Origin of the sequence: Clostridium oryzae, from assembly GCF_002029235.1 — a bacterium.
Taxonomy (GTDB): Bacteria; Bacillota; Clostridia; order Clostridiales; family Clostridiaceae; genus Clostridium_AE; species Clostridium_AE oryzae.
The window spans coordinates 1-19864 of record NZ_MZGV01000013.1; the positions used below are offsets into that span (position 1 = coordinate 1).

Annotated in this window: 18 protein-coding genes and 1 riboswitch; of the genes, 15 read left to right on the top strand and 3 right to left on the bottom strand. The window is 33.7% G+C overall.

Going from position 1 to position 19864, the window contains the following annotated elements; translation table 11 throughout:
* Positions 1 to 134 precede the first annotated feature (134 nt).
* Genes CLORY_RS07860 through CLORY_RS07875 form a run of 4 tightly spaced genes read left to right on the top strand, consistent with a single transcriptional unit; the run spans position 135 to position 4229 of the window.
* Positions 135 to 1139: an ABC transporter permease gene (locus CLORY_RS07860; protein WP_079423005.1), complete on the top strand. Its 1005-nt coding sequence runs from the start codon at positions 135 to 137 to the stop codon at positions 1137 to 1139.
* Between the two features lie 19 nt (positions 1140 to 1158).
* Positions 1159 to 2400 carry an ABC transporter permease gene (locus CLORY_RS07865; protein WP_079423007.1) on the top strand — a complete coding sequence of 414 codons (1242 nt, stop codon included), beginning with the start codon at positions 1159 to 1161 and terminating at the stop codon, positions 2398 to 2400.
* Positions 2401 to 2410: 10 nt separating this feature from the next.
* A complete protein-coding gene (locus tag CLORY_RS07870; RefSeq protein ID WP_079423009.1) occupies positions 2411 to 3418 on the top strand; it encodes an ABC transporter ATP-binding protein in 1008 nt (335 codons plus the stop codon).
* Positions 3411 to 4229 carry an ABC transporter ATP-binding protein gene (locus CLORY_RS07875; protein ID WP_079423011.1) on the top strand — a complete coding sequence of 273 codons (819 nt, stop codon included), beginning with the start codon at positions 3411 to 3413 and terminating at the stop codon, positions 4227 to 4229. The genes CLORY_RS07870 and CLORY_RS07875 overlap by 8 nt, the downstream gene beginning before the upstream one ends.
* 120 nt (positions 4230 to 4349) lie before the next feature.
* Here CLORY_RS07875 and CLORY_RS07880 read toward each other — a convergent pair whose 3' ends face one another.
* From CLORY_RS07880 to CLORY_RS07890, 3 genes are all read right to left on the bottom strand, one after another.
* Positions 4350 to 4805, bottom strand: a complete 456-nt coding sequence (locus CLORY_RS07880; RefSeq protein ID WP_079423013.1) for a DUF3189 family protein — start codon at positions 4803 to 4805, stop codon at positions 4350 to 4352.
* A gap of 188 nt (positions 4806 to 4993) precedes the next feature.
* Positions 4994 to 5830, bottom strand: coding sequence for an AraC family transcriptional regulator (locus tag CLORY_RS07885; RefSeq protein ID WP_079423015.1), 837 nt, complete (start codon positions 5828 to 5830; stop codon positions 4994 to 4996).
* A 319-nt stretch (positions 5831 to 6149) separates the two neighbouring features.
* A complete protein-coding gene (locus tag CLORY_RS07890; RefSeq protein ID WP_079423017.1) occupies positions 6150 to 8249 on the bottom strand; it encodes a glycoside hydrolase family 52 protein in 2100 nt (699 codons plus the stop codon).
* 404 nt (positions 8250 to 8653) lie between these two features.
* Positions 8654 to 8736: riboswitch (cyclic di-GMP riboswitch) on the top strand.
* Positions 8737 to 8797: 61 nt separating this feature from the next.
* On the opposite strand from CLORY_RS07890, the gene CLORY_RS07895 reads away from it, so the two are divergent.
* From CLORY_RS07895 to CLORY_RS07945, 11 genes are all read left to right on the top strand, one after another.
* Complete coding sequence (locus CLORY_RS07895; RefSeq protein WP_079423019.1) at positions 8798 to 9433, top strand: LuxR C-terminal-related transcriptional regulator; 636 nt, start codon at positions 8798 to 8800, stop codon at positions 9431 to 9433.
* Between the two features lie 417 nt (positions 9434 to 9850).
* On the top strand, positions 9851 to 10519 hold the full coding sequence (locus tag CLORY_RS07900) for a sugar transferase (protein ID WP_079423020.1): 669 nt from the start codon (positions 9851 to 9853) through the stop codon (positions 10517 to 10519).
* Between the two features lie 14 nt (positions 10520 to 10533).
* Positions 10534 to 11580: a mannose-1-phosphate guanylyltransferase gene (locus CLORY_RS07905; RefSeq protein ID WP_079423022.1), complete on the top strand. Its 1047-nt coding sequence runs from the start codon at positions 10534 to 10536 to the stop codon at positions 11578 to 11580.
* 344 nt (positions 11581 to 11924) lie between these two features.
* Positions 11925 to 12548, top strand: coding sequence for a response regulator transcription factor (locus tag CLORY_RS07910; protein ID WP_079423024.1), 624 nt, complete (start codon positions 11925 to 11927; stop codon positions 12546 to 12548).
* 13 nt (positions 12549 to 12561) lie between these two features.
* Positions 12562 to 13269, top strand: a complete 708-nt coding sequence (locus CLORY_RS07915; RefSeq protein ID WP_079423026.1) for a YveK family protein — start codon at positions 12562 to 12564, stop codon at positions 13267 to 13269.
* Positions 13270 to 13283: 14 nt separating this feature from the next.
* A complete protein-coding gene (locus CLORY_RS07920) occupies positions 13284 to 14015 on the top strand; it encodes a CpsD/CapB family tyrosine-protein kinase (RefSeq protein ID WP_079423028.1) in 732 nt (243 codons plus the stop codon).
* Positions 14016 to 14042: 27 nt separating this feature from the next.
* Positions 14043 to 15446, top strand: a complete 1404-nt coding sequence (locus CLORY_RS07925) for a UDP-glucose dehydrogenase family protein (RefSeq protein ID WP_079423030.1) — start codon at positions 14043 to 14045, stop codon at positions 15444 to 15446.
* 62 nt (positions 15447 to 15508) lie between these two features.
* Positions 15509 to 16594, top strand: a complete 1086-nt coding sequence (gene gmd / locus CLORY_RS07930) for a GDP-mannose 4,6-dehydratase (protein ID WP_079423032.1) — start codon at positions 15509 to 15511, stop codon at positions 16592 to 16594.
* A 31-nt stretch (positions 16595 to 16625) separates the two neighbouring features.
* Positions 16626 to 17561, top strand: a complete 936-nt coding sequence (locus CLORY_RS07935; RefSeq protein WP_079423034.1) for a GDP-L-fucose synthase family protein — start codon at positions 16626 to 16628, stop codon at positions 17559 to 17561.
* Between the two features lie 33 nt (positions 17562 to 17594).
* Positions 17595 to 18773, top strand: a complete 1179-nt coding sequence (locus CLORY_RS07940; protein WP_242954371.1) for a glycosyltransferase family 4 protein — start codon at positions 17595 to 17597, stop codon at positions 18771 to 18773.
* Positions 18774 to 18819: 46 nt separating this feature from the next.
* On the top strand, positions 18820 to 19860 hold the full coding sequence (locus CLORY_RS07945) for a glycosyltransferase (RefSeq protein ID WP_079423036.1): 1041 nt from the start codon (positions 18820 to 18822) through the stop codon (positions 19858 to 19860).
* Positions 19861 to 19864: the final 4 nt, after the last annotated feature.

Consider the following 19864-nt stretch of genomic DNA (forward strand, 5'->3'; position numbering starts at 1 on the left):
AAATATTAATTGTATAGATGAAAATAGGATGAGGGAGAATTCCTCAAAGATGTCTCCTACCTCTATACTACAAAAAAGATAAGTTTATAACCAGTTTTACTTGGCTATAAACATATTATACGAGGTGATACATCTTGAAGGGTTATAAAAAGTATTACTTTAACAAAATAATGTGGTATCTGTTGACTCTTATTATTGCAGTATTGTTAAACTTCCTTTTGCCGCGTCTAATGCCAGGAAATCCGGTATCAGCCATAGCGGCAAGAACGGCAAATGGTATGACCGACCAAACGGCAGTACAAAAAGTTTATGAGGATTATGTAAAGACGTTTGGAATAAATAAACCGATGTATGTACAGTTTTTTCAATTTATTAAAAATCTATTTAAGGGAGACCTTGGAGTTTCCTTTATATATTATCCAAGGACTGTATCAGATCTGTTAGCAAAGTCTGTATGGTGGACAATATGCTTGCAGCTGCCTGCAATTATTGTAGGTTGGCTCCTGGGTAATGTTTTGGGTGCTATAGCAGCATACATAAAAGGAGCCTGGGATAAAGCTATACTTCCTGCTTTTTTGTTTTTAAGTAATATGCCAGCATTTGGCATGGCTATTTTGTTACAATTCTTTTTTGCAGTTTACTTAAAATGGTTTCCTGCTTCATTGGGATATGGATATGATTTAAACCCTAATATGAGTTTTCATTTTATAGGTTCTGTTATCTACCATTATCAACTGCCATTCTGGTCAATTGTGCTTATAACAATCGGAGGACAGGCTATAGGTATGCGTTCAATGTCAATTTATGAACTTAATGCTGACTATGTTAAATATAGTAGGTTTCTAGGTATAAAGGATAGAAAGATCGTAAAATATGTGTTCAGAAATGCTATGCTTCCTCAGATTACAGGACTTGCATTATCCTTAGGCACTATGGTGGGCGGCGCATTAGTGGCTGAAATGATTTTTAGTTACCCGGGGATTGGTACTACTCTGATGGCAGCGATAACTGGCAGAGATTATCCTGTTATTTCCGGATGTACCTTGATTATTACGATTATGGTGCTTATTGCTAATCTCCTTGTAGAAATACTTTATGGATTCATAGACCCAAGAGTCAAGGCTGTACAGCAGGACTAATGAGAGGGGAGATATAGTTATGAAAAATATGATAAGACAGGTATTTCATTCTCCAAAATTTGTTGTAGGTTTTGTAATCTTTATTGTGTTATTGCTCACAATTATATTCTATCCATTGTTTGTAAGCGCAGACCCGCTAAATATGGTAGGCGGATTATTTTACAAACCTGGCACGTACATCTCTGTGAAAGACTCAGTTCAGGCAAAACAATATACCCTAAAGATAAACACTGCTTCAGCAAATTTAAATTCTATATCAACTGAGGACAGAAAAAGTATGGCTAATTGGCTTGTTAAGTTTGGAAATGTGAAAAAATCTCAGGTGGATATCAGAAATGTCTCACAGCTCGTTAAACTTTGGAATAAAAATTATAGTGTCAGTGCAGATCAGACAGGATTGCTTGCTGCTGAAAAGCAGCAATATATAAGGCTTGATACTAAAATAAAAAAATTAGTAAGCAGCATTCCAATATATATTGCAACTAAAAACAAAAATGGAGAGTTGGAGGCACCATCATCACTTAGTTCTCATGCTTTTGTAAATACAAAGGACCTTTTGAATAAGAAAACTTTTGTTTTAGGGACTGATAACTTTGGAAGAGATGTACTTACAGAGCTTGTAGCAGCTATGGGCACATCACTAAAAATAGGATTGGTAGCAGGAACTATAGCTACACTAATTGGATTGCTGCTAGGATTATTAGCTGGGTACGTAGGAGGAACATTGGACGACTTTATCATGTTCATAACCAATATATTTACTGTTGTTCCATCCTTCATTCTTCTTATATTAATATCGTTTAGTGTGGGGCAAAGTGCAAGAGGGGTTATGCTGACAGCAGCTATTATTGGCTTTACTTCCTGGCCATGGACTACAAGGTCTGTACGTTCGCAGGTAATTTCATTAAGAAATAGAGACCATGTAAACCTATCCAAACTATCAGGACACAGTCTTCCAAGGATTATCTTGACGGATATTCTGCCTTATGTAGCTTCTTATGTGGTTATGGCGTTTATACTTCAGATATCCTCTGGAATTCTTTCTGAAGCGCAGCTTTCTATGCTTGGATTAGGACCTGCTACAACTAAGGTTTCTACACTTGGACTTATGATGAATTGGGCTATGGCATATAAAGCTATTCTTACTGGAGCATGGTGGGCTTTCATACCAGTCATTCTGGCAATAACATTAATATCATTTTCACTTAACTTGATGAATACAGGTCTTGACCAGGTATTCAATCCACAGCTAAGAGATTAAGGAGTCAGTTATGGGAAAAATAATGTTAGAAGTTAATAAATTAAATACAAAATATATAACCAGACTAAGAGAAGATGTCTACGCAGTTAACGATGTTTCATTAAAGATTGAAGAAGGTAAATCCCTTGGTATAGCTGGTGAATCTGGTTGCGGTAAATCTACGCTAGCCCTCAGTTTAATGGGATATTACTTCGCTCCGCTTCATTACATTAGCGGAGATATTATCATTGATGGAAAAAATATTTCCAATATGAAGCCAGATGAGGTGCGTAAGCAAATTTTAGGAAATGAAATTGCATATATTCCTCAGGCAGCCATGAACGCACTAAACCCAACGCAGAAAATAATAAGTTTAATTGAAGATGTTATCAGGGCACATAATCCTAAGACACCAAAGAAAGATATTTATGACCTTGCTAGGGAAAGATTTGAGCTTCTAGGACTTCCTGCTGAAGTGCTGCAAAAACATGCTGTGGAATTATCAGGGGGGATGAAGCAGCGTACAGTCATTGCAATTTCAACTATTCTTTCTCCTAAGGTTCTTATTGCCGACGAACCATCATCAGCACTTGATGTTACCTCTCAAAAGATGGTTATCAAGATGCTGAGAAACTTAATGGAAAAAGGTTTTATTAAGTCAATGATCTTTATTACTCATGAGCTTCCGCTGCTTTATAATGTAACCAATGATATCATGGTTATGTATGCAGGGCAGATTGTAGAGAAAGGAAATGCTAAGGAAATGGTATTTGATCCTATGCACCCGTATTCTAATGGACTTATGGGATCAATCATAGTACCAGAGATGGGAATAAAGAACAATAAGCTTACGGTAATACCGGGAACTCCTCCAAATTTGAAGCACCCGCCGGAAGGCTGTAGATTTGCAGAGCGCTGTAAATATGCTGATTCGGATTGCAGACAAAAGAAAATTCCTGAACGCGAGTTTGGTAATGGGAGAATGTATCGATGTATTCATTCAATAGAGGAGCTTAAGGAGGTTTATGCAGATGAGTAGTGAAAAAAATGTTTCCTGTTTAAGCGGCAAAGGATTGACTAAGATATTTGGTAATAGCAGAACGAGGACTGTGGCTGTAGATCATGTAGATTTTGATTTTTCTAAAGGAGAGGTTATTTCTATTGTAGGTGAGAGTGGAAGCGGTAAGACTACTTTCTCTAAAATGATTCTAGGCCTCACCAGTATCTCAGAAGGAGAAATTTATTTCGATGGAAAGATAAGAGATATATCGTCACGCAAAAAGAGAGAGAATTATTGGAAAGAGATACAAGCTGTATTTCAAGATCCTTTTGCATCTTTTAACATGTTTTACAAGATAGATTCAGTACTTTTAGACTGCATTAACATGAGAGGCGGCAAGCACTTGCCCAAAGAGAAAAAGCGCGAGCTTATGACGGAGGCTTGCAGCTTTGTAAATTTAAAGTTTGATGAGCTTACAAATAAATATCCGTTTGAATTATCAGGCGGTCAGATGCAGCGTCTTATGATCGCGAGAATTTTTCTGCTTAAGCCTAAAATTCTTATTGCAGATGAACCTACATCCATGGTAGATGCATGTTCTAGGGCAACTATACTCGATATGCTGTTAAAACTACGTAGCGAGAACAATATGACAATTGTATTCATTACACATGATATTGGTTTAGCATACTATGTATCTGATACTGTGTATATAATGGAACATGGTAAATTTGTAGAGCATGGTAATGCAGACGATGTTATTTTAAAACCTAAAGAAAAGTACACAAAGCGACTTATAAGTGATGTACCTAAGATTTATGAGAAATGGGATTTGTCAACGGTGGGGTAGATTAGTTTTCTGCAATTTGAAAAGTAGTAAAAATTAAATGCAATATTGTTATGATTTTATAAGAGTAAAGAGAAAGGAGTAGAATGAAGGCGGAAATTTCATCCTTCTCTTTTCTCTCTTTTATACAAGTTTTTCTTTAGTTTGTCTAACCATGTTAGCTATATTCATATATGCCTGTTGCGTTCCTTTGGTTACTATTGGTCTTCCAAACCATATCCAATGCAGTTTTCTTGAAGTATATCCGCCTATGTTCATAAGAAGATTCACAGTAGGTTTTGTGTCTACTATATATAAGCCTTCTGTACTTCCATTAATCATCGAATACATATCAGAAACTGCTGGTATTACCAGTTGGGGTACATACTGTCTTGCCAGTGTATAAATCTTATTCTTCTTTTCATCTTCACCTATAAATATTAAGCGTCCCATCTGATTCTTTTCAATTTTATCGAAGGTTGGCAGTGCTAATAATTCTTCTTTACTTGGCACTCTGTCCATTGGTAGTTTGTTGATATGTATATTGGCAGCTACTGCTGTAGAGTGTGCACCTCCAACGTCGTGATATATTACTATCATTACTTCACCTACTTTATATTTATAGAACATAAAGGACAATAGCTAGTCAAACAATTTTGTTTAATTTCAAGTATTCTCCTATGCTTCTAAAAATATTATTAGACATAATAGAAAATATATTCATAATATTTGTGTTACAAGTGCTTAATGAACGGATCAATCTCCGTAGTGCCACAACATTTCATTTTTTATTTACCTCTTAGGCTTGAGGGGGTTATGCTTTTTATTGATTTAAAGGCTCTATTAAAGCTGCGTATGCTGTTAAATCCGCTTTCCAAGGCAATATCTGTAAGCGATTTATCCGTATTTAATATCATATTTTCCGCCTTCAATACCCTTAACGTATTAAGGTAAGTTTTTAGATTAGTTCCCGTTACGTTATTAAAAGTCTTACTCAAGTTGTAGGGGTCTATATTACAATGTGCTGCTATATCTCTCAGTGAAATATCTGATGAGAAATTCTCTTCTATATATATTAATACTTGCTGCAATATTTCTAGATTTTTAGAATAATTGTTTTCATTTTTGCTGCTGCTATCAGTATTTAGGTTTCTTAAAAGAATACCACAGATTTCATTAAGGTAGGCTTTAATAAAGAATTCCGAGTAAGGATTGATGTTTGCATTTTTTTCGGCATTAATTTTCATAAGGATATTTTCTATTTTTGATAGATTGCACTTCCTAATTACGTCTTTCTTAATCAAAGGAGATTTAAAATGTCCTTTGGGAGGCCATTTAGCAGGCAAGCCGATAAATTCCATGCTAAACACCAACAGCATAATTTTCGAACAACGGTTGGTACTGTCGTAATAATGAATGTCGCCACTGCTTAAAATAAGCATATCTCCTGATTCTAAGAAGTACTTTTCATTGTTAACTCCAGCCATTATACTGCCTTCTTTAACATAGGCTAGCTCAAAATCGTTATGCCAATGGGCAGCATAGCTAAAATCAGTATTCTCGTAAATGGACATCTGAATACTGTCATATAGCACATTTAATCTATTTTCATAATAAAATTGCATAACGCCACCTACTTACATAATGTTTTAATGAGGAATGAAAAATTAGAAATAAAGGTTAAAATTCACCTATGCAGAATTTCCTCCAAATATATCTATTGTTTGAGCTTATTATATTTTATTAACCAATTTTTGTCTAGCTGTTATAAGCTTTATAATCAGTATTGAAATATATTAAAGCAGAGAAAAATGAAGCTAAAAATAAAAGCTTTAGGTTGGCTCTATAAAAATAAAGTGCTATTGCTGTTTAGCAATAGCACTTTTATGATTCTGAATAATTAATAGTGAAGAATCAATTAAAATTGAAGCCGCTATAAAATTTCTATTCTTCTAGCCATAATATGCTTGTGACCCCTCTTGGATAATACTTACTGCCGGTAGCTACGCCGGAAATCATTTGGTCGCTCCAGCAATAGAAACTTTCTTTGGGGTGTAAAAGCCAATTTACATGAGCAGCATCTGCCTCAGCTGATCCTGTGTAGTCGAAATGAAGTATTTCCCGTGCAATAAACTGACATAAATAAATCTTACTAAGCCAGGAATTATTGCTAGTAGAAGAAAGCTTCCAGCCACCATCTTCAAATAGGCAAGTTCCCTTTACAAGTATTATTTTAAGATGTTTCTTTAAAGCTTTTATATACGCTCCAAATTTTCCGTTTTCATCCAAAGCCTCTTTATTTCCTGTAAAATAAGGGAAGACAAGGCCTTCAATAGCTGGAATGATTTTTGAGTCATTACTATTTTCAAGTACAGCAGGTATGTAGCCGCCTTCTGTAACATGGGCAACCAATGTTGCAGCGCATCTTTCAGCCTGCTTACCAGCTTCTTCTGAAAGATCAGATAAATTATTTTCAGCAAATATTTTTTCTAGAGCTACATAAGATGCCCAACACTTGCCTGCCAAGTAAATATTATTTCTTGCCTGTCCCAAAGAGACATCTAAACTATCGTAAGTTGTAATCTCTGCTCCTCCCATTACTCTGCTCGAATCAAGTTTCATTATTCCTGTTCTCTTTTCTGCGTCTGGATGATCTCTATTTACCATACTCTTAAAGCATTCCGTCAACAGATTTAGATTTTGTTTTAGCCATTCCTTATCCTTTGTATTCTCCAAATAAACGGCGGCACAGCATACCCAGTTGGTGAGCTGCTCATGAGTCATATGAGAAAAGCATCCGCTTATTCCGTATTTTTCATATGAGGAATAATTCTTTCTAGAGAATACATTGGTTATTCCCATGTCGTGAGTAAAACTTATTCCACCTGGATATTGTTTATCGTCATCAGGGAAGCTAACTGTATCATAATAACTGTAGCGTTTTGAGAACATATCGAGTTCGTTTTTAACCGTCCAAGGATTAAATTTTAATTCATAGAACAGCTGATCCACGGTAAGATCGAAGGTATTCATCATTCTGTATTCACCTTCATTAACTACCCAGATAGCCTTACTTTCATGCTCCAATAATTCTGTACTCCCATAGTAACTTCTTATGGAGTGGCTGAGCATGAACTTTTGATCCTCAGATAGTTTTGAATCATATACCAGGGCATTGCCTTTTTTGCAGTTTTCAACTAATTCATCAAAATTATCTAAGGAATAAGTTAATACTTCTTCGATATTTTTGAAATAACGAGTGTAATAATAGCTTGTGTCCATGCCGGAGGTAGCTATCCCTTGACGATAGAAGCTGACAGCAAACTTAAAGGTACGTTTCTCTCCTGGAAGCACTTCCATTACTAATGCACCTAGTGAACCTAAGCCAAAGGTCCAATTTTCCGTTAGCTTTTCCGAAAGCAAGTCCTTTATGTTAAAACTCAAAGCAGATTTTACACTTTTGTCTTTAGTACCAATACCTGTGATTCTACCCTGAGCCACACCTATAATATTATCTTCAGTGGTATAATCAACCTTTCGCATACCACTATAGATATCATTACCTTCATAGCCAAAGACTGCTCTTCTCTTTTTATCATGGTTACTGTTATCTATTGTTATCTCCACAAATACAGAGGGAACAATAACTTTCTTCAATTCCTCTTCTGAAGCTGAGCTAGGATCAGGCACTGAAGTAACTGGGGAATATATAGTAAACTTTAAATCACCTGCTTCAAAAGAATCGGTGCATAATTTAAAGTCTCTTATAATATCTTTATCAGCGTAAGTCGAAATAAAGCTTTTCTTATCTTCCTCTTCAGTCTTTTCTAAATCATAACGTTTAGATTCGTCTTCTGATTCCTCAAAGAAAGGCAGAAAATTATAACTTCCTCCTTCAACTGTTTCAAGTCCAATAAATATGTTTTGCTTAGCAGGCCCTGCAAGCTCTAGACCAAGGCCACCGCCGTTACCCTTGAAACCCAAAGTGAAGCTGGAGAAGGCACCTATGGGTGAATGGTGTGCATTAAAAAATATATTGCTCATATAAATTCCTCCTGAATAAAAATAATCATGCTTGTATGAAAAAAGTATATACTAATTAACACTATAAATCTCGTCACAATTACTTTATATACAGGACAAAAATTGGTGAAATAAATTTGATGTATAGAAATTAATTTTTATCAGCTGGAATTAGGTTCTAGAGCTGAAAATTGAAATTATAAATGATATATCCCCAAGATTGGAGAAAATAATCCTGTATACTACTAAAATGGTATCTCTAACATAGTGAAAAATTGGATGAACAGTAAATATACATAAATAATTGTCAACCAATAATTGGTAACAATGTATAGACATGCATATTTCGTGATGCTAAAATATATACATATTAAATTCCGGCGCTGTTGAGCATACTTAAGCATATTTATGCAGATACATACAATTTTATACTCGGAAATAAAGAAACACATCCTCTATCTGGGCACCTTGGATGTGCGGAGTTAATGGTGCAACCGGCCAGTATATACATAGATGGTCGGTTTTTGTTTTGTAATAATATTAATATCTATTTTGGGGGAAAATTAAAAATGAGAACGATAATAATATCAAATTACGCATTAATACGAGAAGGGTTATGCTCTATTATTTCTAGGTATGACAATGTAAACATTGATGCCGTGGCGGAGAAGATGAGTCAGGTGATTGGCTCAGTAAGGACAAATGATATAGATATAATATTTCTTGATTTGCATATCTATAATTCAACTGAATTGGACATAATCAAAGAATTAAAACAACAAGGTATTAGAACGAAAGTTGTAATAATAGACTTTAACAACAGCAAAGAGCTATTTGTAAAAGCGATAAAAATCGGAGTTGAAGGCTACATTTTGGGAAAATCAAGTGAATCTGAAATATTACATATTGTTGGGCAGATAAATAAAGGCAAAAAGTACTATGATGCATTTTTTATAGATAGTATGATTAACGAAGAAAAACTAGAAACAGATGATCTAGAACAGTTGACTATTAGAGAAAAAGAGATATTGGGTGAGATAGGAAAAGGGATGACTAATCGCAGGATATCTGAAAGGCTGCATATTTCAGAAAACACCGTAAAAAAGCACATTTATCACATATTTGAGAAACTCAATATAAAGGACAGAACTCAAGCTGCATTGTTTGCTAATAATTGCGGTATAGTAGATAAAAGTGCATGTTAATAAGAAAATAATTAAATAGGTATTAGTAGTTTTGAGAAAGATAATCTTAATTTGGAAGATTATCTTTTTATTTTTTGCTTCAGCAATAGTGAAGATATTATCAGGAGTACTACTTGAAAGGTATTGGTGTATCATACTCAGTACCTAAAAGGAGTTAAAAAAAATTAGACTCAAAGACCATAGAAAATCATTTAATAAATGGTAAAATTAGTCATTAGGAGGTAATTATATATTGAACCTTTGATGTTCAGTATAAATTATTACTTATGAATAATGTCACGTTGTAAATAGAGTAATCTTATTAAAATCTTTTTTAGCTTATTTATACGTGGAATGGTCTGATTAATTTTTGCATATATAGGATTATTGGCTAAATTAATAACATGAGTTAAGTATTTTTAGGGGGTGTTAAATTTTATGGAGCCGGTCCGGGTCGACAGCAATTATATTTATTTTAAAAATGAGACAGAATACAGGAAGGGAAGGGGGTATACAATTGTAAAGCTCATAATTGATACTATAGGTGCATTTTTCGGGTTAGTATGTTTAAGTCCTATATTGATTATCACTGCGCTTGCTATAAAAATCGATTCAAAAGGTCCTGTTATTTTCTCGCAGCGGCGAGTTGGCAAAAATGGTAAGGAATTTAAAATGTATAAGTTCAGATCTATGGTAGTAAATGCAGAGGAACTTTTAGGCGATTTGAAAGAAAGAAATGAGATGTCTGGACCAATGTTTAAAATGAAGGATGATCCTAGAATAACGAGGGTAGGAAGGTTCATTAGAAAAACTAGCATAGATGAATTACCACAATTATTCAATGTGTTAAAAGGGAATATGTCATTGGTTGGCCCAAGGCCTAATTTACCCAGAGAAGTTGATCAGTTTTCGTCATATCAGAAATTAAAATTATTGGCCAAGCCGGGGCTTACATGTTATTGGCAGGTAATGGGGAGAAATGAGATTGATTTTGATGAATGGATGGAGCTGGACATAAAATATTTGAAGGATAGAAATTTATGGGTAGACATAAAGCTTATTTTTAGAACGTTTTTTGTATTATTTGGAGATAAGAATGCCAGGTAGGGAGGGGAATAACAATGCTTTGTGCACTTATTATGGCTGGAGGTAAGGGAACTAGGTTTTGGCCGTTATCAACTGAAGAAAAGCCCAAACAATTTTTAAATTTGTTTGGAAATAACACAATGATACAGATGACCGTGAATAGGATAGCTAAAATTGTACCTAAAGAGAGAATATTTATAGTAACAGCTAAACAATATGTGGATTTAGTGAGAGTGCAGCTGCCTAAGATAGATGAAAGAAATATTATCGTGGAACCTGTAGGCAAGAATACAGCACCGTGTATTGCACTCTCAGCTTTCATTATAAAAAAATATTACAGGAATGCCACAATTGCTGTTTTGCCATCAGATCATCTAATTAGAAATGAAGATAAATTTATAAATACATTGAATGCTGCAGAGAAGTTTATTGAACACCATAAAAGTGCTATCGTCACACTTGGAATGAAACCGGATAGGCCTGAAACAGGATACGGATATATAAAGTGTTCAGAGGTTAAAAGTTCAATTAATAATGTTGATATTTTGAAAGTAGCAAGTTTTGTTGAGAAGCCGGATTTGATAAAAGCAGAAAAATACATAGATAGTAATAACTATCTATGGAATGGCGGGATCTTTATATGGAAAGCAGAAAATATTCTTAAACTTACTAAGAAGTATATACGGCATACGTATGATGTATTAAATCAGATATCATCTGCTAGAAAGGGAGAATTCTTAAATGCATTAAGCAGCAGATACAATGAAGTTGAAAGTGTATCAGTGGACTATGCAATAATGGAGAATGCAGATAGCGTGTATGTAATTCCAAGTGATATTGGGTGGGACGATATTGGTAATTGGAGCAGTATTGAAAGGTATAATCCCAAAGATGAAGAGGGAAATGTTAGAGATAATAACATTAAAGTGTATAAGTCCAAAAGTAATATAGTCATGACTAAAAAGAAGACTCTGCTTAATAATGTTAAGAATCTTATAGTAGTAGAAACCGATGAGTATATACTGATATCTTCCAAGGACAGTGAGCAGGAAATAAAATTAGCAAAGGAATTAATCTCTTAGTTTATTGGCATAGTATATAAAAATGTTTGCCCTGCATTTTTAAAATATTTTAATAGGCTGTGAAAGTAATAAAAAAATTTTTATTAGATTTACAGTTTTTTTTAAATTAAATTAGGTCCTATAGAGAGTATTTAGATACTACTGCTGCCAAACTGATATTAGTTAATATACCACTAAAGTGGAAAGAATGTGTTATACGGTAGTATGAATAGAACACAAAAAAATCAAACTAAAGTGGGATGAAAAGTAATGGATGTAGTGGTAGCATTATTACTGTAAAATATTTACATTAGCATCACTAAAATGCAGGCTATGAACTTCAATGAAAGAGGAACAGATATATTATGAGAACAATAATTATATCGAACTGTGATGTTATAAGGGAAGGAATAATAGCTCTTATATCAAAGTATGAGTATATTTTATCCATAGATTTTGTATGTCAAACAATAAGGGAGGCAATACCCTTTATTAAAGATGGTGATATACATATCGTGATTATGACTATTGATTCAACTGAGGAACTTGAATTAATAGAGGAGGCTAAAAAAGCAGCTGTGAATACAAAATTTATGGTATTGGATTTTGGAGGTGATAGTGAGTTATTTGTTAATTCATTAAAGTATGGAGTTCATGGGTATATTCTTGGAAAATCTAATGAAAGCGAGATAATGTATGGGATAAAACAGGTTGTAAAGGGTAAGAAGTACTATGATTCCTATTTTGTAGATTATTTAATTGATAGTAAAAGAAATACACTTGATAAAATAGGACTTCTAACTGTTAGGGAAAAGGAAATATTGGTGGAAATAGCGAAGGGGCTAAATAACCATGAAATCTCAGAGAAATTTTGTATAACTGAGTACACAGTTAAAAAGCATATTAATCATATATATGAAAAGCTGAAAATTAATGACAGAACAGAGGCAGCACTTTATGCAAATAAATATGGAATTATAAAAAAATAGGAGGGTGAAAAACTTGGATAATGTAGATAGCACAGAATATTTATCTATAGTTGATATAATGAAAATCTTAAGAAAAAAAATTGTCTTTATTATTTTGCTCACAGGAATATGTACGAGCATAATGATGATAAAGGTGGCGTTTCTCACTAAGCCTATATATATGGCTTCTACAACAGCTGTAATAGTTAAAGGTGATACGAGCGTTGTAAAGAGTAGTCATAAAGCCCAGTATTATACTGAAAATGATATTTCCCTATATCAAAAGATGGTGGATACCTATGTACAAATAGCTCAATCTAATCTAGTATTAAGCAAATCCGCTCAAGAATTAGGAACTTATCAAGCAGCAGAACTATCAAAGATGATAACAGCTGCACCAATATCTACTTCGTCTGGAGAAACACAAATAATCAAGCTAACGGCAGTAAGCAGCAATAAAAATGATGTTGCTAACATTGCAAACATATACTGCAAAAATTTTATTAATGAAAGCATGAATATATTGCCAGTAGGAGAAATTAAAGTATTAGATTCAGCAGAAACTCCTGATAGCCCGATTCCTCAAAATAAACTTATGAACATTGGAGTTGGGTTCCTATTTGGGCTCATATTATCTGTTGGAATAGTACTTTTTAAGAATTATATTTATAGTCTCAAGATATCTAATGAAAAACAAGTCAATGATTTATTAAACATACCAGTATTAGTAACAGTGGAATAGAAGTAGGTGGAAAAATGAAAAAGAGTAAAGAAAAAATTATAGAAAAGTATAGAATATTACTTAATTTGTTTGAGAACTATCGTGAAGAAAACATCAGATGCTTAGCTATTATTAGTAACAGTAACTTAGAAGGTAAAGAAGTTGTAGCAAAGAATATCGCAATGGTATTAGCTAAGAGCGGTAGGAAAACATTATTTATTGATTGCAGTTTATCCAAGAATTCAAGAACTAAATACAATAATTCTGATAATGCAAGGGGATTTGTTAGTGTAGTGGAAGCTATTAGTGGTTCACGCATAAATGGTTTAGAGATTAAAAATTGTATTGAAAAAACTGAGAGTGACTATTTGTCAGTCTTAGAATTAGGTACAAACAATTTGGAAAAGTATAGTCCAATATTGAAAAAGGAATATCTGAAAAGAACCATTGATGTCCTTAAACAGGGCTTTGATTGCATAGTTGTCGATGCACCATCATTTGAAAATTTAAGTTTCACACAAATCATTACCAGTGCTGCAGACGGATGTATGTTTGTATTAAAAGATAAGGTTAATGAATTGAATGAAGCAAGAAATATCAAGGAGAAACTTAATACTATGGGATGTAAAGTTCTTGGCTGCATATTAGAAAAAGAGAAGAAACCGACAAAGTTATTTAAGGATAAATATAATGACTTTTTCAGAACAGATAATAAGACTAAAAAAATAGTAGAATCAGCTAATAGCAGTGTTAGTCCAAATATTTAGAAAGATATAAAGTGGGGGGTAAATAACATGGATATTGTCATAGCAGGGACTGGATATGTCGGACTTGTAACTGGAGCTTGTCTTGCACATTCTGGACATAATGTTACATGTGTAGATGTAAATAAAGAAAAAGTGGCATTAATGGAACAGGGAGTTTCGCCCATATATGAACCCGGTTTAGATGAAATCATGAGAGAAAGTATAAATTTAGGAAAATTACACTTTACTACGGAATATGAAAAAGCATACAGAAATGCAGAAGTTATATTTATAGGAGTTGGTACACCTGAGAGAGCGGATGGATCTGCAAATCTTAAATATGTGTATAAAGTTGCAGATCAGATAGCATATTCCATAGAGAGAGATTGTCTTATAGTAATAAAATCTACAGTGCCGATAGGTACGAACGAAAAGGTAGAAGTTTTTATAAGGGAAAGGTTGAGGAATAAAGTCAATGTAGAGGTTGCTTCCAATCCAGAGTTTTTATCGCAAGGCACTGCAGTTAAAGATACTTTGAAAGCAAAAAGAATAATAATTGGAGTCGAGACAAAAAAGGCTGAGAAAACATTGAGAGGTATATATGAAAGATTTGGTATTCCAATTGTAGTAACTAATAGAAAATCAGCTGAAATGGTGAAGTATGCATCAAATGATTTTCTTGCACTGAAGATTTCTTTTATAAATGAAATTGCGAATCTTTGTGAGATTGTAGGAGCCGATGTGGGAGATGTGGCAAAAGGAATGAGTTATGACAGCAGAATAGGAGATAAGTTTTTAAAAGCGGGAATAGGCTATGGGGGATCATGTTTTCCTAAGGACACAAAAGCTTTGCACTGGTTAGCATCGGATAATGGTTATGAATTCAAAACAGTAAAAGCTGCCATTGAAATAAATGAAAATCAAAAATTTAGGCTTATTAGAAAGGCAAAAAAAGAGTTTAAGAGTTTTGAAGGACTTAAGATAGCAGTACTGGGTCTGACTTTTAAGCCGGGAACTGATGATTTAAGAGAAGCACCCTCAATACCTAATGTAAAGATGATGTTAGAAGAGGGTGCAAATGTGTACGCATATGATCCTATAGGAGTAAATAATTTCAGAAAGTTGTTCCCAACGGGAGTTGAATATGTGAAATGTCCAGAAATAGCATTAGAAAATGCCGATTTGGCATTCATATTTACAGAATGGAAGGAAATAACTTCAATTAAACTTGATCAATACAAAATGTTAATGAAAAATCCAGTAATTTTTGATGGACGTAATTGTTATAGTGTTGAGGAAGCGGAACAAGCTAAGATTGATTATTATTCCATAGGAAGAAGGAATGTAAGTATAAACAGAAATCTAAATAAATCCGAATTAAGATTGAAAAGTATCAACGACCTAATAAATGTTCCAGACGATGTTGCATGTACGGATAGTAGCAGGTTGTGAGCAAGGAAAGAGTATAAGAAAAGTTTCAAAAAATTAGGTAATAATAAGTTAGGAGAATTCGTATGGGCAAGAAAATATTGATCACAGGCATAACTGGACAAGATGGATCTTATTTAGCAGAATTTTTATTAGAAAAAGGTTATGAAGTACATGGAATTATAAGAAGACATAGTACTATAAATACAAAAAGGATAGATCACTTATATGACAATCCGGGGATAGGGAATAAAAGGTTATTTCTGCATTATGGTGATCTAAGTGACTCGAGTAATTTAAACAGGTTGATATATAAGATACAACCACAGGAAATCTATAATCTGGGAGCTCAAAGTCACGTTCAGGTGTCTTTTGAAGTCCCAGAATACACTGCTGAGGCAGATGCCATAGGAACACTGAGAATCCTTGACGCAATAAGAGAAACTGGAGTAAATTGTAGGTTTTATCAGGCATCTACGTCAGAGTTATTTGGAGGTATTCCTAATACTGCACCTCAGAGTGAAAAAACACCTTTTTATCCTAAGAGTCCGTATGGAGCGGCAAAACTTTATGCATATTGGATTACGGTAAATTATAGAGAATCCTACGGATTGTATGCTTGTAACGGAATATTATTCAATCATGAATCACCAAGGAGAGGTGAAACATTTGTTACAAGGAAGATAACAAGAGCTATAGCAAGTATAGTAATAGGAAAACAGGAAAAGTTGTCTCTTGGTAATTTGGAGGCAAAACGTGACTGGGGCTTTGCTGGCGACTATATTCAGGCTATGTGGCTGATGCTTCAACAGAAAAAGCCAAAAGATTATGTTATTGCATCGAATGAAACACACACTGTAAGAGAATTTACAGAACTTGCGTTTAAACAAGTTGGAATAGATATAGAGTGGGTTGGATCTGGAGTTGATGAGAAAGGAATTGATAAGGCTACTGGTAAAGTACTTGTAGACATTAACCCTAGATATTTCAGGCCTGCAGAAGTTGAATTACTTTGGGGAGATTGTTCAAGGGCTGAAAAAGAGCTTGGCTGGAGAAGAAAAACAAGTTTTAAAGAGTTAGTGAAGATGATGGTGGAATCGGATATGAAGGAAATTGCTGGAATGAATATAGATGAATATTTATCAAAACTTGAAGTAGCGACTACAGATTAGTGAGGTTTAATTTGATATTGGGGGGATTCATGTGGAAAAAAACTCAAGAATATATGTAGCAGGACATAGGGGATTAGTAGGATCGGCAATAGTCAGAAACCTTAAGCAAAAAGGCTATACAAACTTGATATATAAAACTCACAGTGAACTTGATTTAACTAATCAGGCTGCTGTAAGGAAATTTTTTAAGCAAGAAAAACCAGAATATGTTTTTCTTGCTGCTGCGAAGGTTGGAGGTATAAATGCCAATAATAAATACCCAGCAGACTTTATATTTCAGAACTTAGAAATACAGAATAATGTGATAGGAGCTTCCTTTGATTTTAACGTAAAAAAACTATTATTTTTAGGAAGTTCATGTATTTACCCTAAAATGTGTCCTCAACCGATAAACGAGGAATATCTTCTTTCAGGTTATCTTGAATCAACTAATGAGGCGTATGCTTTAGCTAAAATATCTGGCCTTAAAATGTGCCAATTCTTTAAGAGACAATATGGAGCTAATTTTATAAGCTGTATGCCTACTAATCTATATGGACCTAATGATAATTTTGACTTAAATAGTTCCCATGTTATGCCTGCATTGATTAGAAAATTTTATGAAGCAAAGGTTAATGATCAATCTTATGTGGAAGTTTGGGGAAGTGGTAAGCCTCTAAGAGAATTTTTACATGTTGATGATATGGCAGATGGATGTGTATTTTTGATGGAAAATTATGATGGAGAACAACATATGAACATAGGTACTGGAAAGGAAGTTACAATAGCTGAATTGGCAGAGACTATTAAAGATATTGTTGGATTTGAAGGTGAAATAAAGTTTAACACTGATAAACTAGATGGTACCCCAAGGAAACTCTTGGATATAAGCAAGCTGGAGAGTCTAGGATGGAAATATAAAATTGAGCTAAGGGAAGGAATTAAGGCAACTTATAAATGGTTTAAAGAAAATTATATGTTTTCTTAAAAATATTTTACTGAAGCTATGTGAGGAATGATTATGAATAAAAAGATAATTAAGGACAAAGTAACTTTAGATAACAATGCTAAGCGGTTAAGTATTGCAATGATTGGACATAAGCGTGTACCTTCTCGAGAAGGCGGAGTAGAAATTGTAGTTGAACAACTATCTATCCGTATGGCAGCATTAGGTCACAAAGTAACAGTATATAACCGAAAAGGACATCATGTAGGAGGAAAAGAATATGATACTCCAAGTAATTCGGAAACGATGAAGAGATATAAAGAATTGACGGTTGTGTCGGTACCGACAATTGAAGGAAGAGGACTTGCGGCATTGACTTCGTCCTTCTTTGGCACAGTGATGGCATTGTTTAAGCATTATGATTGCATTCATTATCATGCCGAAGGACCTGCAGCAATGGTTATTATACCTCATATTTTTGGCATCAGGACGGTGGTAACAATTCATGGCCTTGATTGGAAGAGAGCCAAATGGGGCGGGTTTGCTACAAAGTATCTTAAATTTGGTGAAAAAATAGCAGTTAAATATGCTAGTCAAATAATAGTGCTTAGTAGGAATGTAGAACGATATTTTAGAGAACAATACCATCGAGAAACTGTTTTTATTCCGAATGGAATAGAACGTCCACAGATAAAGCAAGTACAATTGATTAAAGAAAAATGGAATCTGGATAAAGATAGTTATATTCTTTTTTTAGGACGTATAGTTCCAGAAAAAGGAATATTGTATTTGATAGATGCATACAAACAATTAAATACAGCTAAGAAACTTGTGATTGCTGGCGGGTCATCTGATACTAACCAGTTTATGAGTGAAGTTACTCGAGCTGTAGAAAATGATAGACAAGTTATATTAACTGGATTTGTACAGGGGCAAGAGCTTGAGGAATTATTTAGTAATGCGTACATTTATGTTCTTCCTTCGGATCTTGAAGGAATGCCTATAAGTTTACTGGAAGCTATGAGTTATGGAAATTGCTGTGTTGTAAGTGATATTCCTGAATGTACAGAAGTGGTGGAAGATAAAGCAGTTGTATTTAAAAAATCTGATGCTCAGGATTTGAAAAATAAGCTGGAGAATCTTATTAATGAACCAGCTATAGTTGAAAAATATAGAGTTAAAGCATCAGAGTTTATTTGTAACAAGTATAACTGGAGTAATGTGGTGGCTAGGACATTAGCGCTATACAGTTAAGTGGGATAAGGACAGGCTTTACTATTTACAAAATGGTGAGAGAGGAATGATTTTTTTGAATGCAAGGAATATCGCATTAATTGATAGTAATTTACAGGAAACAGAGGAGTTTATATGTGGCTTAAAAGAATCTACTGGACTCGAATGGAAACCTATAATTTGTACTAGTAATCAGGGAAGAAAGAATAAGTTTGATAATTTAAAGAGATATTTTAAATACTTTTGGTTCCCGCTCAAGATATTTATACAAAGAAAGAAGTATGATAACATCATTGGTTGGCAAGAGTTTTACGGACTTATATATGCTTTTTATTGTCGATTGTTTCATGTTAAAAAGAGTAATTTTCTTGTAATAGAAAATTTTATATACAAGCCGAAGAAAGGGATTATAGGTAAAATTTATTTTAGGTTTATGAGATATATTGCTACGGGAAAATATGTTGACATATTTACAAGTGCTTCTGACACAAATTGTAAATTTTGCTCTGATGTATTTAATTTGAGACGCGATAAATTTGTGTTTTTACCTTTTGGAGTTAATGATATGACAAAAGCGATTGATACATCATTGAAACCTACATGTGACTTTGTTTTATCTATTGGTAGAAGTAATAGGGATTGGGATGTATTAATTAAGAGTTTTAAAGAAACGAAATATCCATTAAGAATTGTTTGTGATGAATTAAGAGTAGATTCTCCATCTGGGAATATTAAAATTTATAATAATATTTGGAATGAAGAATCATATAAATTTTTTTATAATTGCAAATGTGTTGTAATTACTATTGATAAAGGCGAAATAGCGTCGGGAGATACTGTTTTATTGTTAGCTATGTCTTTTTCAAAGCCAATAATTATTACTAGGCCAAGCTGTCTGGCAAACGATTATGTTATAGATGAATATAATGGGTTGGTTGTAGATAAAGATCCTCAAACTATTATCAAAGCTGTAGAAAGAATATATTCGGATAAGGAATTATATGAAAAATTATCACAGAATGCACGTGTATTATATGAGAAAAAATACACTTTATATAAATATGGAATAAATGTGGGCAATACAATTAAAAAATCCAGATGTTTTTAGAATA